Source organism: Rheinheimera nanhaiensis E407-8, assembly GCF_000296695.1.
Lineage (GTDB): Bacteria > Pseudomonadota > Gammaproteobacteria > Enterobacterales > Alteromonadaceae > Alishewanella > Alishewanella nanhaiensis.
In genome coordinates this window covers 114570-129936 of record NZ_BAFK01000005.1, presented here as the reverse complement: position 1 = coordinate 129936, position 15367 = coordinate 114570, and the positions used below count along the sequence as shown (strand labels likewise).

Genomic DNA, 15367 nt, shown 5'->3' with positions numbered 1-15367 from the left:
CTTTATTTTTGGTGGTTGTTATGCGGTTTTACCAGCCATTTTACCCACCATTTTTTGTTCGCTTTAAATACTCATTAACTGCTTAGATTCTAAAGCAGGTTATCAAAGTGTTGCTCTGCATAATCCAATACGTCATTCGACAACTTTGTAAAAACCGCTAACGCGTCGTGCCATTGAACAGGGTTTTCAGCATACACCATAGGGCTAACATAGCTGTTGTAGCGCTGCTCGAACTTTGGGTTAGTAGCTAATAGCTGCAGTCCGAAGCGCAATTCCTCGATAGGAGATTCGACCATCTGCGGGTGTTGATTACCATAGCGTTCAACATCGGTTTTAATGGCTCTGACTATGAGAGACCCAAGTTGTTTTATCTCGGAAGGTTGGGCAAGCTGGATATAGTAGGTGTCGTAAATATGCCTAACCAAGGTCTCATCATCTTCTCGTTCGCTGTTACGCGCCACACTGGCTGTTCTGCGCATCATTGACAGCAATTTTTCTGCCTGCGTCTCAATAATAACCGCACAAGACAACTGCTTAATCTCGATATCAGAGTTTAAAATTTTCGCGTAAATAGACTGGATACTCCTGGCCTCAGCCACGCTAAGCAATTCAGATTCGATAAATTCTAACTTGATAAATGGGCGAAGGCAGGGGGCTTGCTGGTATTCCTGTGGGTAACGGATATCGAAGCTAAAGTATCTGTATTCATCTAACGCTGTAGGTGCTGTCTCAATAGAGAATATCTTACTTTGCCCCAGTATTGCTTCAACCAGCTGTTTAGCAACCTTGCGCGCATTTCTCTTCGCATTTTTAGAGGCAATTTCAGAAAAGGCTGGCTTGGGGACGAGCTTCAGATCAATATCTTCAGACATGCGATACGTTTTGATAGCTGACTTTGCCAGTGCTGTTCCGCCAGAGAACACGATTTGGTGATACTCAAATTCAAGCGTGGATATGTGCTGCAGCAGTTGCACGACATAATAGTCTTTTTCAACAATAGCCGGGTTACCAAGCCCCAGGGCGTTGGCAACATCGACAAAAAGTGAGCTATCGAACTTCGTTGACACGCTGTTTCCCTACCGCAATCTTGCGGGTAAAGCGCGAACTTTTTGGAATAATTTTGACGTTTGCCGGAATTTGAGTGCTTTCGCCCGACAAACTTTTAAGAGATAAGTCATCAAGCTTATAATCAACTCCTAACCTTTCCATGGCCTCAATAAGCACCCCATCGTTACCGGCAGGGTTATCGGGCATTAACTGGCCAGTGATACGATTGACTCTGGCGCGCACATACAGGCCATAACCAATTTTCAGCAGCAAGCCCTCTTGCACCAGGCTTCTGAGACCTCTGCCTACCTGGTCATAATCAGCGATATCGGCAAAATCAGAGCGCAGGAAAACAGAGCGCTTAGAGCGTTTTACTCTGGTTTGTAGTCTGTCTTGTATCGTCATCTGATACCTCCTGCGAATAATGGTCATAGCATATGCAAAAATACGACATTTATCAAATGCAAAAATACGACCTTTAAAGGGCAATTTTCCTTATATCAATAGTGCTTTGGCTAAGAGTCAAATTCAGTTGAGTTTGCCTGCTTAGTGTTTAAAGTTAATTAATAATCTACCCTAGTTACGTTTGCTGAGGTGATTAGCCTTGCTATTCGCCTCACTAAATGAGCAGATTAGCTAATGTATTCACCTTAACAACGTAAGCCCGGCAACCGCCAGCCGACACTTGGCACAGTTGGTAGAAATGGGGTGTTTGGTGAAAACCGTTGCGGGGGGGAGAAGTACTCGCTATGTGATCTCGCAATGGCGGGTGTCTTAGGTTCGCTTAATTGCCGTCTTTGAAGTTGCCACCAATTTACCCACCGATGATGTTCGGCTTTTGGTGGGTAAAAGGCGTTGTTGTTGGTCGCAAACTTATATAATGCTTTGATATATATTACTTAATTAATGTTATTCCACGTTTTGGATTTGCTCACGCATCTGCTCGATTAACACCTTAAGCTCTACCGCGGCATTGGTGATCTCAGTGCTGATAGCTTTGGATGACAGCGTATTCGCTTCGCGGTTAAATTCCTGCATCATAAAATCTAACCGCCGGCCGCAGGCGCCGCCCTTTTTCAGGGTGTGACGGGTTTCTTTAATATGAGCGTCAAGACGGTCGAGCTCTTCGGCGACGTCGGATTTAGAGGCTAAAAACGCCATTTCCTGCTCGAGGCGGCTTTGGTCTAGGTCGGCTTTGATTTCATTTAAACGGTTAGTGATGCGGTCGCGTTGCCATTGCATGGCTTGGGGCAGATGGCTGCGAACAAAAGCGACTTGCTCTGAAATTGCGCTTAAACGCTGTTGAATCATATCTTCAATAGCCGCGCCTTCGCGGCCGCGGCCGGCTAAAAAGTCTTGTAAGGCAGCATCAAAACCGGCCAGCAATTCGGCTTGTAAGCTATCTACATCTTCGCTTGGGGTTTCCATCACGCCCGGCCAGCGCAGGATGTCGGCGATATTAAGCTGGGCTTGCGGCGCTTTTTGCAGTAATTGCTGGGCTTTTTGCAGCAATTGCTCGGCAAAGACTTCATTTAAGGTCAGCTCGCCGGCGGCCTGATTGGCGTGGTAGCGCAGGTTTACTTCTATTTTGCCGCGCTGCAGGGCATTACGCAGTTTGTCGCGCAGCAGGCTTTCTAAACCGCGAAACTGCTCGGGCAGGCGAAAGTAGGATTCCAGGTAACGCTGGTTTACCGAGCGGATCTCCCACTGGGCGGTGCCCCAGCTGGCTTTGGTTTCGTGGCGGGCGAAGGCGGTCATGCTGTGGATCATAATGAATTCTCTGGCGACAAATAAACACCGAGTATACCGCAGGAACACGGAATTTGGCGAATTGCTCGCCCTCAAACGGGATCCACCCTATAATAACCGCCATTGTTAATTTCAGGAGTGCAGCTATGCGTCCAAGTGGCCGAACCGCCAGTCAGATCCGCCCCCTTACCTTTACCCGTCAATTTACCGCCCATGCTGAAGGCTCAGTACTGGTGGAATTTGGTAATACCAAGGTTATTTGTACTGCCAGCGTCATCGAAGGGGTGCCGCGCTTTATGAAAGGCCAGGGCAAAGGCTGGGTAACGGCCGAATACGGCATGCTGCCACGCGCGACCCATACCCGGAATGACCGCGAAGCGGCGCGTGGTAAGCAGGGCGGCCGCACTATGGAAATTCAGCGCCTGATTGGCCGCGCGCTGCGCACTGCAGTCGATTTAAAACTGCTGGGTGAAAATACCATTACCATCGACTGTGATGTGATTCAGGCCGATGGCGGCACCCGCACGGCCTCTATTACCGGCGCCTGTGTGGCGTTGGTGGATGCGCTGAACTTTATGCGCGCTAAAGGCATGATTAAAACTAACCCGCTGAATTTTATGGTCGCCGCGGTTTCAGTGGGTATTTATAAAGGCACGGCGGTGGCTGATTTAGATTATGCCGAAGATTCCAACGCCGAAACCGATATGAATATCGTGATGACCGAAACCGGCAAGGTGATTGAAATTCAGGGCACCGCTGAAGAAGCCCCGTTTAGCTTTGAAGAAATGCAACAGATGCTGGATTTAGGCAAGCATGCCATCCGTGAAATTATTGACGAGCAAAAGCGCGTACTGGCTTAACTTTTACAGGTAATCTTCGAAGATGAAACCGTTTCAACGTGAATTTATTGAGTTTGCGCTGTCGCGTAATGTACTGAAATTTGGCAGTTTTACGCTGAAATCCGGCCGCACCAGCCCGTATTTTTTTAATGCCGGGCTGTTTAACACCGGCGGTGATTTAGCCAAGTTAGGCCGCTTTTATGCGGCGGCGTTGCAGGATAGCGGCCTTGAGTTTGATGTGCTGTTTGGCCCGGCCTATAAAGGTATTCCGATTGCTACCACTACAGCGGTAGCGCTGGCCGATCATTATAACCGTGATGTGCCGTACTGTTTTAACCGCAAAGAAGCGAAAACCCATGGCGAGGGCGGCAACTTAGTCGGCTCGCCGCTAAAGGGCCGCATTATGCTGGTGGATGATGTGATTACCGCCGGTACTGCGATTCGTGAGTCGATGACGCTTATTCAGGCGCAGGGCGCTGAGCTTACCGGGGTGTTAATTGCGCTGGATAGGCAAGAGCGTGGCCAGGGTGAGCTGTCGGCCATTCAGGAAGTGGAGCGAGACTTTAATACCAAGGTTATTTCGATTATCAGCCTACCGGATCTGATAAGCTACCTGGCCGATAAGCCTGAGATGGCACAGCACCTGGAAGCCGTGAAGGCGTACCGGGCGCAATATGGTGTTAACGCTTAAAAAAACTAGGCTTTAGAGTCAGGTACACTGATAGCCAGAGAGCAAAGTGTCAGGTGTGCTTTCGGAACAGCGGCATGGATGCCGCGCAGGCTGAGAGGGCACAGGGATGTGATCCTTGAAGCCGGTGCAGAAAGCATTTCCTGACACTTGGCTGTACTTCGGCGTTGATGCGAAGGGGGCAACACTCCCTGCTTCGAAAGCACACCTGACCCTGTACCTGATGTTTCGGTGTTAGCCCGATAAAAACAGCAACTAAGGACAGCAAAGATGTTGAAACCAAACGGCACCGGTTTAGGCCGCATTATCAAAGCGGCAAAATGCTCAATGCAGGGCTTTGCCGCCAGTTGGAAGTTTGAATCGGCCTTTCGCCAGGAAACTACTTTAGCCGTTATCTCTGTGCCATTGGCGGCTTGGCTTGCCACTTCGGTTAGTCAGTTTGCGCTGTTGGTCAGTGTTTGGTGTTTGGTGCTGGTGGTGGAACTGCTGAATTCTGCCATTGAATCACTGACTGACCGTGTGAGTTTAGAACGGCATGAACTCTCAGGCCGCGCTAAAGATATGGGCTCGGCAGCGGTGTTTGTCAGCTTAGTGATAGTGGCGCTGGTATGGGGCGCGGCGCTATATGAGCGCTTCGTTTAGCTGTTGTTAACCAGCCGAGTCTTCTGATTTTGGTTAAGGAAGGGATTAGGTGTGCTTTCGTAGCAGCGGCATGGATGCCGCGCAGGCTGAGAGGGCACAGGGATGTGATCCTCGAAGCCGGCGAAGAAAGCATTTCCTAATCCCTGACGTTATCTCCTGACTCGTGGCGTTGCTTAACCAAACAGTGTTTGTTGCAGCAAAGCCCACTGATTAGCCCAGTGCTGGGTGGGTAAGCGGGTAAAACCGGAGCGGACAAACTGGCTGAGTTTACCCTCTACCGTGGCCAGCAGCAGATTAGCCAGCTCACCTTCGTCGATACTAAAGCCTTTACCTTCACGCAGCTTACGTTCGCGCAGGCATTGTTTTAACTGGGTTTCCAGTTTTTCAAATAATTGAGCAACCCGCTCTTGCAGGCGTTCCTGCTCACCTTGCAGGGCATCGCCGGTTAAAATGCGGCAAATGCCGGGGTTACGCTCAGCAAACACTAAAATCAGCTGCAGAATTAATTCGCTGCGGCTGGCGGTGTCTTTGTGCTCATCCAATATCACATTAATGCGCGATAGCAGGGTGTCTTCAATAAACTCGATTAAGCCTTCAAACATCCGCGCTTTGCTGGGGAAATGCCGGTATAGCGCCGCTTCGGATACGCCGACTTTTTCTGCCAGCGCGGCCGTGGTAATGCGCTGGCCGTTATTGCTTTGCAGCATGGCGGCTAAGGCTTGCAGGATATCTTCTTTGCGGTTGGTACTGCGTGGTGCCGGCATTTAGGCTTTCCCTGAATGGCCAAAGCCGCCTTCGCCGCGCGCGGTTTGCTCAAAGCTATCAACGATATTAAATTCAGCCTGCACCACCGGCATAAACACCAGCTGGGCGATGCGATCACCCGGCTCAATAGTAAAACTGTCGTTACCGCGGTTCCACATCGATACCATCAGCGGGCCCTGATAATCCGAATCGATTAAGCCGACCAGATTACCCAATACGATGCCGTGTTTATGGCCCAGACCAGAGCGGGGCAGGATAGTGGCACACAGATTAGCATCGCCGATAAAAATCGATAAACCGGTTGGGATCAGTACTGTCTCACCCGGTGCCAGGCTTAAAGTGTTATCCAGACAAGCGCGCAAGTCTAACCCGGCAGAGCCGGCTGTGGCATAGGCCGGCAGTGGGAATTCGCTGCCAATACGCGGGTCAAGAATTTTTAAATCGATGGCTTTTTTCATTTACGGCGTAACTCTTCTATCAAGGTTAAAATTATTTGGCGCTAAACAGCTGCTTGATCTGCAGCAAAATAGCACTGGCCAGGGCAGTTTTGCTTTGTACCGGCAAGCTGTGCTGGCCATGCTGCCATAGCAAAGTGACAGCATTGTCATCGCTGTTAAAACCCAAATGCTGCGCTGATACGTCATTCGCGCAAATTAAATCCAGCTTTTTGCGGTTAAGTTTATCCTGGGCGTACTGCAGTATATTTTGCGTTTCAGCGGCAAAACCGACAGTAAAAGGCCGGTTTTGGGAAAGTGCCGCTACGCTGGCGATAATATCCGGGTTTTGCACCAGCTTAAGTTCAAGGGCGCTGTCGCCTTGTTTTTTCATTTTTTCATCAGCAATTTGCGCCACGCGATAGTCGGCCACCGCAGCACAGCCGATAAAGATATCGCTTTGCACTGCCTGTGCCATAGCGGCGTCATACATTTGCTGGGCGCTGGTTACGTCAATCCGCGTTACCCCTGCCGGGGTAGCTAACTGCACCGGGCCGCTGATTAGTGTGACCTCTGCGCCCATGGCGGCCGCTTGTGCGGCTAAGGCAAACCCCATCTTGCCGGAGCTATGGTTAGAGATGTAGCGCACCGGATCAATAGCCTCACGGGTGGGGCCGGCGGTTATTGTAACTTTAATGTTATTAAGTTGGCGTTCAGTATTAAAATGCTTTTCTAGCGCACTAACCAGCTCTAGCGGCTCCAACATGCGGCCTGCACCGACGTCGCCACAGGCTTGCTCGCCAGACGCTGGGCCATAAATGTAAAAATTATATGAATTTAACCTGGCTAAATTTTGCTGGGTGGCTATGTTTTTATACATCTGCTGGTTCATCGCCGGTGCGACAGCCACCGGTGCAGCCGTGGCTAACACACAAGTAGTGAGTAGGTCGTTGGCTAAGCCATGCGCCATGCGGGCGATAACATCGGCGCTGGCCGGGGCAACTAATACCAGGTCGGCCCATTTTGCCAGTTCGATATGGCCCATAGCCGCTTCAGCAGCCGGGTCGAGCAGGCTGGTGCTAACCGGGTTGCCAGACAGCGCCTGCAAGGTGAGCGGCGTAATAAAGTGCTGGGCGGCGTCGGTTAAAATAACCCTCACCTCAGCGCCACGCTCTTTTAAGCGGCGCACGAGGTCGGCACTTTTATAGGCGGCAATGCCACCACTGATACCCAGTAAAATGCGTTTATTGGCAAGCGTTTGCTGCATAACAGAGCCACCGGCAACAGGAAAAACTGGCGCTAAGATAGCACGGAAACACTAATTCAGCATCAATTCAGGGAGTGATTGCATGAGTATTCGACACTGGCCCGCCACCGAGCGGCCACGGGAAAAATTGCTCGACAGAGGGGCTACGGCACTGTCAGACGCTGAGCTGTTGGCAATATTTTTACGCACCGGCATTGCCGGTACTGATGCGGTCACGCTGGCGCGCCAATTACTCAGCCAGTTTGGCTCGTTACGGCGCTTACTGGGCGCCAGTCAGGCCGATTTTTGTGCCGCCAAGGGGCTTGGCGAGGCGAAATTTGTGCAACTGCAGGCGGTGCTGGAGCTAAGCAAGCGTTATTTACAGCAGCAAATGCAGCGCGATACGGTGTTTACCGAGCCTGCGGCAGTAAAACGCTATTTGCAGCATGCAATAAGCAGTGAGCAACGCGAAGTGTTTTTATTATTGTACTTAGACAGCCAGCACCGGCTAATTAAGGCCGAGCCGTTGTTTGCCGGCACTATAGATGCCTCGCCGGTGTATCCGCGTATTGTAGTTCAGCAGGCTTTAGCGCATAATGCCGCCGCTGTTATTCTGGCGCACAATCATCCTTCTGGCGTGGCCGAACCCAGCCGGGCGGATAAAGCGATAACTGAACGTTTGGTTCAGGCGCTGATGTTGGTAGATATCAAGGTGTTGGATCACTTTATAGTGGGCGATGCCGATGTGATCTCCTTTGCTGAGCGTGGCTGGCTGTGATGATCTGCGAAGATCCGCAGCGGATCCTTGCGCGCGGCCGAAAGATTTCGCTTGAATAAGACGGCTTATTCGTGTATAAATTGCGCCCTCTTGTTTTGGGGCAACCTTCTTGGCCGGAAGGGTGATGACAGCTCGAGCTGATGTAATTTTGGAGAACTATTGACATGTCTAGAGTGTGCCAAGTAACTGGCAAGGGTCCGATGGTAGGTAACCGTCGTTCACACGCCAACAATGCTACTAAGCGCCGTTTCCTGCCTAACCTGCAAACACACCGTTTCTGGGTTGAAAGCGAAAACCGTTTTGTTACATTACGTACTTCTACCCGTGGTATGCGCATCATCGATAAGAAAGGTATCGATGCGGTATTAGCCGAAGTGCGTGCTAACGGTCACAAGGTGTAAGGAAATAAAAAATGCGCGATAAAATCCGTTTAGTCTCTTCTGCAGGCACTGGTTTCTTCTACACAACAACGAAGAACAAGCGCACCATGCCAGAAAAGATGGAAATCAAAAAGTTCGATCCTAAAGTGCGTAAGCACGTGATTTTCAAAGAAGCGAAAATCAAGTAATCGAACAGCTAAACCCGGCCCACGCCGGGTTTTTGCTTTTTAGGCTCCGCCTGCGTTACTATGCCGCGTCATCTTTGCTGACAGGTATTGCCATGATTAAACTCTCCCGCCGTAACTGGAACAATGTACTGATCTTTGCCGTCCTGATCTTAATGTTTGTGTTATATGGCATACCGCAGCGTCTGGCAGAGCATACCGCTGACGAGTACCGGTTAATTCCTGCCGACGCTGAACTGTTAATGGTAGCCTTTGCCAATACACGATTAATTAAAGCCGGGCCGCAGTGGCAGCTACAACCCGCGCCGGCAAGAGCGGTAGATGCGGCTCAGCTGGCATTGGCCTGGCAGCACAGTTTACTAACGCCGGTAGAAGTAGTGTCAGATACCAGCCGGGTGCCGGTAGCGCAGGCCAGTGTGCAGCTGGTGGGGCAAGTGGCGCCGCTGATATGGCTGCTGTACCCCGCTGATGGCAGTGCTGAGGGCCCATACCTGCTGCAACAAGCCGGGGACGGGCAGTTTTATCAGTTAAGCGCCGCGCAAGCCGCACGGTTATTTTTACTTGATGTGACGGAGTAGTCGTGCCGGAATTACCAGAAGTTGAAGTGTCGCGCCAGGGCATAAGCCCACATTTATCTAACCAGCAGCTTGTTAAGGTGATAGCGCGCCAGCGCCAGTTGCGCTGGTATGTACCGGACGAGGTCTTAGCACAGCTAAACCAGCCAATATTGTCGGTAACGCGACGGGCGAAGTATTTGCTTATTCAGCTGCCACAGGGCGATATCATTGTGCATCTGGGCATGTCTGGCCATTTAAAAGTGCTAAGCGCCGATACGCCCGCCACCAAGCATGATCATATCGATTTGCTGCTAAGTAGCGGCATGGCGCTTAGGCTTAATGATACCCGCCGCTTTGGTGCTGTGTTGTGGCAGCACAAAGGTGAGGTGCATCCGCTTTTGGCCAGCCTGGGGCCAGAGCCGCTAAGTGATGCCTTTAATCCTGCACAACTGACACAAGCCCTGGCCAAGCGTGGCAGTGCAGTAAAATTGGTGTTGATGGATAACCAGGTGGTAGTAGGGGTGGGGAATATCTACGCCAACGAAGCACTATTTAAAGCCGGTATTTTGCCAACGCGGCCGGCCAAAAGCCTGACATCCGCTGAGATTAACGCTTTAGTACCGGTGGTTAAAGACACCCTGGCTGCAGCGATAAAACAAGGCGGTACCACGCTAAAAGATTTTAGCCAGGCCGATGGTAAGCCGGGCTATTTTGCCCAGCAGCTGTTGGTATACGGCCGTGGCGGCCAGCCTTGTGTCACCTGTAGTACAACACTAAACGAAATTCGCCTGGGCCAGCGCAGCACAGTATTTTGCCCTCAGTGTCAACGCTAACATAAGTGCCAATGCTGAGTGAGCTGCCAACGCTAAGCCAAGCGGCTGCGCCGGGCTAAAAGCCACGGGTGGCGGTAATGCGTAGCTCAACGCCCGATACATTGTCGTTATCGGTCATGGCTTTGGTCAGGTCGATATGAATTAAGGTGCCGCGGCTGGAATGGTTCGACAGCAAACGAATGCCAGCGCCTAAACCAATCAGGGTGCCGCCAGCTGAGGTGTTGGCGTCCTGCTCAGCGGTTTGCCAGATTTTGCCGGCGTCGATATAAGTGGCAAAGGCCACGTCCAGCAGTTGCCATAACGACCAATCGGTATAGCGGCGGTATTCCGCTGTTAACAGCGCCCGGGCTTCGCCGCTTCTGAAATAGTTGGGGTAGGCGCGTAGCTGGTCATCACCGCCAATATACAGCGGCTCATCACGGAACAAATTTTTACCTTTATCCAGATGTATTTTTCCTACCAGGCTGTGGTACTCATCTAACTGCTTAATCAGTTGCCAGTGGCTGCTAAGCAGGTATTGCGGCTGCGCAAACTGACGTTGCAGGTAGCGTGCATCGGCCAGTAAATACAGATCGGCTGCCAGTTGCCAGTTTTTCGCTGCGCTAAGCTGCCAGAACAGGGCGTTATTATCGGCACCTAATTGCTCGCTGTATTGGCCGAGGCGGGCATTAAACTGCCAACCAAAGTTAAAGTCTTCGGTGCGGTTAAACGAGTTAATATTAAACAGTTTTTTATAGTCGGCCCTTACCAGCTCATATTCCAGCCACAGTGCCGATAAATTACGCTGCTCTGGCAGGCCAAACAGGGTGTTGTCATTGGCGCTAAACTGCACATCTTCCAGCTCCAGCGCAAAGCGCAGCCGGTGAATATTGTGGCTGTCGGGGTACAGCCGGTAGCCAAATTCGGCTTTGGCATGGTCGCGTTGGCGGCTAAAGCTGTTGTACTCTTCGCCGGCGTCATATTCAAATACGTCTTCGGTGGTGCTCTGAACTTCAAAGCCCAGCGCCCAGGGCGAGGACAACCGGTAAAACGGCCGGTTAACACTAAGCAGGTAATTATCGCCGTCACTGTTGTTGCTATAGGCCAGAGTGCCGTTCCAAAACTCACCAAACAGGTTAGGTGAAAACAGCGTAAAGCCGACGCCACTGCGCTCACTGTCTCGTTTATACAGCAGGTTTAGCCGGTTGCCACTGCCGAGCAGGTTGTCTTCTTCAAAACCAATGGCGCTTTTGCTACGGCCACCCTCACTGGAAAAGTCCAGCGTGGGTAGCAGTGACCAGTTGTCCCAGGTGCTGACATTGACAATAACGCTGTTATCGCTGGCGCAAAAATGGCTAATGCGCACTTCGGCCTCCCGCAGGTAACGGCGGCTACGCAGCAACCGCTCGGTTTCTTTAAGCTCCTCTATATGCAGGGCATCGCCTTGTGCAAACAGTAAGTCTTCTTCCAGCACCGAGGTTTTGGTTACGGTATGGGTATAGTTGGCAAATTCGTGCAGCCAAAAAGAGGCAGGATCGTCCAGATCAAAGATATTATTTGGCGTGAAGCTGATGCTGCGGATCGTTATGCCGGCATCACTGGTTAAAAACTGGTTGTCGGCTACCGGCTGGCAGTCAGCATAAACCTGGCCACAACACAGCAACAACAGGCTTAGCTTTGCGCTTGCTCTCATAACCGGCTCCCTTGGCAGTAGGCTGTAAAGTGTAGTGCAGCAACCTTAAAACTACCTTAACCTCTGCCAAGGTGCCAATAAAATCTGTAATACAATTATTTAGTTGTATCAGCCTGTGCCTTGAGGGTGTCGGCTATTGTGGCAAGGTGCACAGTGCGCTGTGGAAACGGAATTTCAATACCGGCCTGGTCAAATGCCAGTTTAATCTCTTCCTGCAGGCTGTTACGCAGCTCTCTGAAATTTTCCCGTTTGCTCCATACCGAAAACTGGATATTCAGTGCTGAATCGCCAAAGCCTAAAAATAAAAACATCGGTGCCGGTTCGTCTAAGCACAGCGGGTTTTTGTCGGCAACCTCATGCAGTACCTTACGCACCGTGGCAATTTGCTCTTTGTACGCCACGCCCAGCAACAGGTCAAAACGACGGATGGGAAAGCGGGTCAGGTTAGTCACCTCGCTTTTAATCAGGCTTTCATTAGGAATACGCACAAACAGGTTATCAAAGGTGCGCAGCTTGACCGACAGCAAATCTATTGATAACACCTCGCCGGTGGTATTACCCACTTTAATGGTATCGCCCAGTTGAAACGGCTTTTCGCCGATTAAAAACAACCCGCTGATTAAATTCGACGCCGAAGTTTGTGAGGCAAACCCCAGTGCCACCGACAGCACACCGGCGGCGCCCAGTAACACACTTAATGAAAAGCCGAGCTGCTTCAGCGCCGAGGCCATAAACAGCGCTAAGATCAGCCAGTACAGCAAGCGTTTAAACAGCACCACATGGTGCTGCGAGAAATTAAGGTTTAAAAAACGCCCGGCCGCGCGCGAAGCCAAGCCGGCAACGACAAAACCCGCCAGTAATAAAATACAGGCTTTGAGCAGATGGCTGGCTTGTTCAGATTGCAGCCACAGCAACAGTTGTTCTGGCATAAATACCTCGGTTAATCGGTAAACATATGGGTAAAGGCCCGGATAAAATTATGTTTGTCGGGGACGGTACGGGCCGGGCTAAGCTGCGTCATGCTGCCAAGCTCAGCAGTGGATAGCTGGCCTGTTTTAAAGCGGGTTAAACCACCGGCGCTTTCATGTTGCAAACGGATGGGGTCGGTCCATAAATTGCCATCCGCCGAGCTATATACCGCCAGATAAGGTACCGGAATACTGATTTTGTTCAGGCTAAGCAGCTGGCGCGAGCTATTGTGAATGTGCACCGGGGTGATCGCCCGGTGTGGCCGCTTGGGCAGCTCGTCTTTACTAAAACGGGCGTGGGTTTTATCGGCATAACACAGCTCACCCACCTGGGTAGAGGGGCCAAACCAGGTGTCAGACAGCCGGGTGACGGCAATGTCCTGCAGTGGGCAGTCTGGCTGGCGTAAGGCTGCACGCACAGTCACCGGCGAGCTGATATACAACGTGATTTGCTCGCCAGACGGAATATGCAGCGGTTGCAGCGTTTTTACCACTACAGGGCGGTCAAGCAGCAGTGGTGTCAGGCAAAAACTGGCAGGGCTTTGACGGAACATATAACGCTCGGCGGTTAGCCCCGGCGGCATACACAGCGCCGCCGCGCTACTTAGCTGCTCACGATGCTCTGTCGGGCTAAGCTGTTCATACGCCAGTAACCACTGCTGTGGCTGGCGGCTAAGGTACAGGCTGAGCGGCCCGATATTGACATGCCAGCACTGGTGCTCGGCCAGTTCAACCGGTAACCACCAGGCAAAGGGAGTTGTGTTCTGTTGTGTCATCATCGTACTCAGTTAGGCTTGTCCGGTTAATACTAACATGAAGCTCTTTTGGCGTTTTTACCATATTCAGTGGAAATTCACCGCTATGCTTTATAAAATAACGCCATCTTTTGCTTATTGTGCAACAGGTTAATACCGTTAACCGCAAATGAGAAACCCTATGGACGTGCCCGGTAGCAGGTGCAGCCTGCCAATCATCATTCGTTACGCCATGTTCGCTTAGCCGGGTGTCCAACAGCCCTTGCTAAGCCAGTTTAGTAAGAGGTTGCTATGGAATTGCCGGCGCTAATCAGCACACTGCGCACTGCGCTTGAATCCGATACGGTGCATCTGCTGCGTGAGCAGGTAGAGGACGTACACCCGGCCGATCTGGCCACCGCCTTAGTGGAATTTGCGCCCGAAGATTTATGGACACTACTGACCGTGCTGCCACGCGCCGAGCAAGCCGAAGTGTTTGGCTATTTACCGCCAGAGCAGCAGGTGAAGCTGTCTATCCGCATCAGCCGGCGTAAACTGGCGCCTATTATCCGCCAGATGTCCTCTGACGAGCGCGCCGACTTATTTAACCGCTTAAGCGACGAGCAGCGCGAAACTCTGCTACCGGCGCTGGCGCAGGCCGAGCGTGAAGACTTACTGCGCTTAAGTTCGCACGAAGAAGGCACCGCCGGTGCCATTATGACATCAGACTATGCCATTTTGGCGCAGCAGCTGAATGTGGCGCAGGCGCTCGATTCCTTACGCCGCGAAGCACCGGATAAAGAAACCATCTATTCGGCCTATGTGGTAGACGATGCCCGTAAGTTAATAGGCGTGGTGACCTTGCGCGATCTTATTCTGGCGCCGGTGACGATGCCGATTGACGAGCTGGTAAACCATGATCCTATTTATGCCAGCGTAGAGATGCCACAGGAAGAAGTGGCGGCGCTGATTGCCAAATACGACTTAATGGCACTGCCGATTGTTAACAGCGAGCATCAGATGGTGGGTATTGTTACCTATGACGATGCGATGGACGTGGCCGCGCAAGAAGCGACCGAAGACTTTCACAAAACCGCCACCATCGGCAAACTGGAAACCAGCGTTAAAGAGGCCGGCATAGGCTTGCTGTACCGTAAACGTGTGCTGTGGCTGGTGATTCTGGTGTTTGGCAATATCTTCTCTGGCGCTGGCATTGCCTACTTTGAAGGCACTATATCCAGCCATATTGCGCTATTGTTTTTTTTACCCTTGCTGATTGGCAGCAGCGGTAATGCCGGCGCCCAATCCGGCACCCTGATGGTGCGCGCCCTGGCCACCGGCGAAATTAAACTGCGCGACTGGGGCTATTTACTCGGTAAAGAGTGCCTGGTCGCCGGCTTGCTTGGCCTGACCATGGCCGCGGCGGTAGTAGGCTTAGGCTGGTGGCGCGGCGGTTATGATATTGCCGTAGTGGTCGCCCTTACCATGATGCTGGTGGTACTGGCCGGCAGTTTAATCGGCTTGTCGCTACCCTTTTTACTCAGCCGCTTTAAGCTCGACCCCGCTACCGCCAGCGGCCCGCTGATTACCTCTATCGCCGACGTCGCCGGCGTGGTGCTGTATTTTTCTATCGCCACCTGGTATTTGGGGTTATAGCCGGATTCCGGCTGCCTAATTGTATCTTTATTGTCATCAATCCGCGCTTTTTGTAATTAGTGGTTAATTTTATTTGTTGCAAAATTAACCACTATGAGTAAAATCTGCCAGTTTTTATTTTGTAACGATATTGTTCTCTTGTTTTATCGCGGAGAAACAATAAGTTTGCCTGCCAGATAATAAAAAGGCTTAAA

Annotated in this window: 18 protein-coding genes; 9 read left to right on the top strand and 9 right to left on the bottom strand. The window is 51.3% G+C overall.

Going from position 1 to position 15367, the window contains the following annotated elements; translation table 11 throughout:
• Positions 1-89: 89 nt before the first annotated feature.
• From RNAN_RS05775 to RNAN_RS05765, 3 genes are all read right to left on the bottom strand, one after another.
• Positions 90-1067: a nucleotidyl transferase AbiEii/AbiGii toxin family protein gene (locus tag RNAN_RS05775; RefSeq protein ID WP_008219740.1), complete on the bottom strand. Its 978-nt coding sequence runs from the start codon at positions 1065-1067 to the stop codon at positions 90-92.
• Positions 1048-1452 carry a DUF6088 family protein gene (locus RNAN_RS05770; protein ID WP_008219738.1) on the bottom strand — a complete coding sequence of 135 codons (405 nt, stop codon included), beginning with the start codon at positions 1450-1452 and terminating at the stop codon, positions 1048-1050. The genes RNAN_RS05775 and RNAN_RS05770 overlap by 20 nt, the downstream gene beginning before the upstream one ends.
• Positions 1453-1956: 504 nt before the next feature.
• Positions 1957-2817 carry a YicC/YloC family endoribonuclease gene (locus tag RNAN_RS05765; protein WP_008219737.1) on the bottom strand — a complete coding sequence of 287 codons (861 nt, stop codon included), beginning with the start codon at positions 2815-2817 and terminating at the stop codon, positions 1957-1959.
• Between the two features lie 125 nt (positions 2818-2942).
• On the opposite strand from RNAN_RS05765, the gene rph reads away from it, so the two are divergent.
• The 3 genes from rph to RNAN_RS05750 all read left to right on the top strand — a co-directional run bounded on the left by rph (position 2943) and on the right by RNAN_RS05750 (position 4965).
• Complete coding sequence (gene rph, locus RNAN_RS05760) at positions 2943-3656, top strand: ribonuclease PH (RefSeq protein WP_008219734.1); 714 nt, start codon at positions 2943-2945, stop codon at positions 3654-3656.
• A gap of 22 nt (positions 3657-3678) precedes the next feature.
• A complete protein-coding gene (gene pyrE, locus RNAN_RS05755) occupies positions 3679-4326 on the top strand; it encodes an orotate phosphoribosyltransferase (RefSeq protein ID WP_008219732.1) in 648 nt (215 codons plus the stop codon).
• Between the two features lie 267 nt (positions 4327-4593).
• Positions 4594-4965 carry a diacylglycerol kinase gene (locus RNAN_RS05750; RefSeq protein ID WP_008219731.1) on the top strand — a complete coding sequence of 124 codons (372 nt, stop codon included), beginning with the start codon at positions 4594-4596 and terminating at the stop codon, positions 4963-4965.
• A 173-nt stretch (positions 4966-5138) separates the two neighbouring features.
• Here the strand turns inward: RNAN_RS05750 and slmA are convergent, their stop codons facing one another.
• The 3 genes from slmA to coaBC are packed head-to-tail and all read right to left on the bottom strand — an operon-like array spanning position 5139 to position 7431.
• Positions 5139-5729, bottom strand: a complete 591-nt coding sequence (gene slmA, locus RNAN_RS05745; protein WP_008219729.1) for a nucleoid occlusion factor SlmA — start codon at positions 5727-5729, stop codon at positions 5139-5141.
• Positions 5730-6188, bottom strand: a complete 459-nt coding sequence (dut, locus tag RNAN_RS05740) for a dUTP diphosphatase (protein ID WP_008219727.1) — start codon at positions 6186-6188, stop codon at positions 5730-5732.
• A 31-nt stretch (positions 6189-6219) separates the two neighbouring features.
• Entirely contained in the window at positions 6220-7431 is a 1212-nt protein-coding gene (gene coaBC / locus RNAN_RS05735) for a bifunctional phosphopantothenoylcysteine decarboxylase/phosphopantothenate--cysteine ligase CoaBC (RefSeq protein WP_008219725.1), read from the bottom strand.
• 82 nt (positions 7432-7513) lie between these two features.
• Between coaBC and radC the strand changes: the two genes are divergently transcribed.
• The 5 genes from radC to mutM all read left to right on the top strand — a co-directional run bounded on the left by radC (position 7514) and on the right by mutM (position 10143).
• Positions 7514-8188, top strand: coding sequence for a RadC family protein (gene radC, locus RNAN_RS05730; RefSeq protein ID WP_008219724.1), 675 nt, complete (start codon positions 7514-7516; stop codon positions 8186-8188).
• Positions 8189-8352: 164 nt separating this feature from the next.
• A complete protein-coding gene (gene rpmB, locus RNAN_RS05725; protein ID WP_040551802.1) occupies positions 8353-8589 on the top strand; it encodes a 50S ribosomal protein L28 in 237 nt (78 codons plus the stop codon).
• 11 nt (positions 8590-8600) lie between these two features.
• The gene (gene rpmG, locus RNAN_RS05720) at positions 8601-8756 is read left to right on the top strand and encodes a 50S ribosomal protein L33 (protein ID WP_008219722.1); all 156 of its coding nucleotides are present in this window, start codon (positions 8601-8603) and stop codon (positions 8754-8756) included.
• Between the two features lie 92 nt (positions 8757-8848).
• On the top strand, positions 8849-9331 hold the full coding sequence (locus tag RNAN_RS05715) for a hypothetical protein (RefSeq protein ID WP_008219711.1): 483 nt from the start codon (positions 8849-8851) through the stop codon (positions 9329-9331).
• A 2-nt stretch (positions 9332-9333) separates the two neighbouring features.
• Positions 9334-10143 carry a bifunctional DNA-formamidopyrimidine glycosylase/DNA-(apurinic or apyrimidinic site) lyase gene (gene mutM, locus RNAN_RS05710; protein WP_008219709.1) on the top strand — a complete coding sequence of 270 codons (810 nt, stop codon included), beginning with the start codon at positions 9334-9336 and terminating at the stop codon, positions 10141-10143.
• 55 nt (positions 10144-10198) lie between these two features.
• Here the strand turns inward: mutM and RNAN_RS05705 are convergent, their stop codons facing one another.
• From RNAN_RS05705 to RNAN_RS05695, 3 genes are all read right to left on the bottom strand, one after another.
• On the bottom strand, positions 10199-11815 hold the full coding sequence (locus RNAN_RS05705; protein ID WP_008219707.1) for a BamA/TamA family outer membrane protein: 1617 nt from the start codon (positions 11813-11815) through the stop codon (positions 10199-10201).
• A gap of 95 nt (positions 11816-11910) precedes the next feature.
• On the bottom strand, positions 11911-12744 hold the full coding sequence (locus tag RNAN_RS05700; protein WP_008219705.1) for a mechanosensitive ion channel family protein: 834 nt from the start codon (positions 12742-12744) through the stop codon (positions 11911-11913).
• Between the two features lie 11 nt (positions 12745-12755).
• A complete protein-coding gene (locus tag RNAN_RS05695) occupies positions 12756-13559 on the bottom strand; it encodes a DUF432 domain-containing protein (RefSeq protein WP_202802271.1) in 804 nt (267 codons plus the stop codon).
• Between the two features lie 270 nt (positions 13560-13829).
• On the opposite strand from RNAN_RS05695, the gene mgtE reads away from it, so the two are divergent.
• Positions 13830-15173, top strand: a complete 1344-nt coding sequence (mgtE, locus tag RNAN_RS05690) for a magnesium transporter (protein ID WP_008219701.1) — start codon at positions 13830-13832, stop codon at positions 15171-15173.
• Positions 15174-15367: the final 194 nt, after the last annotated feature.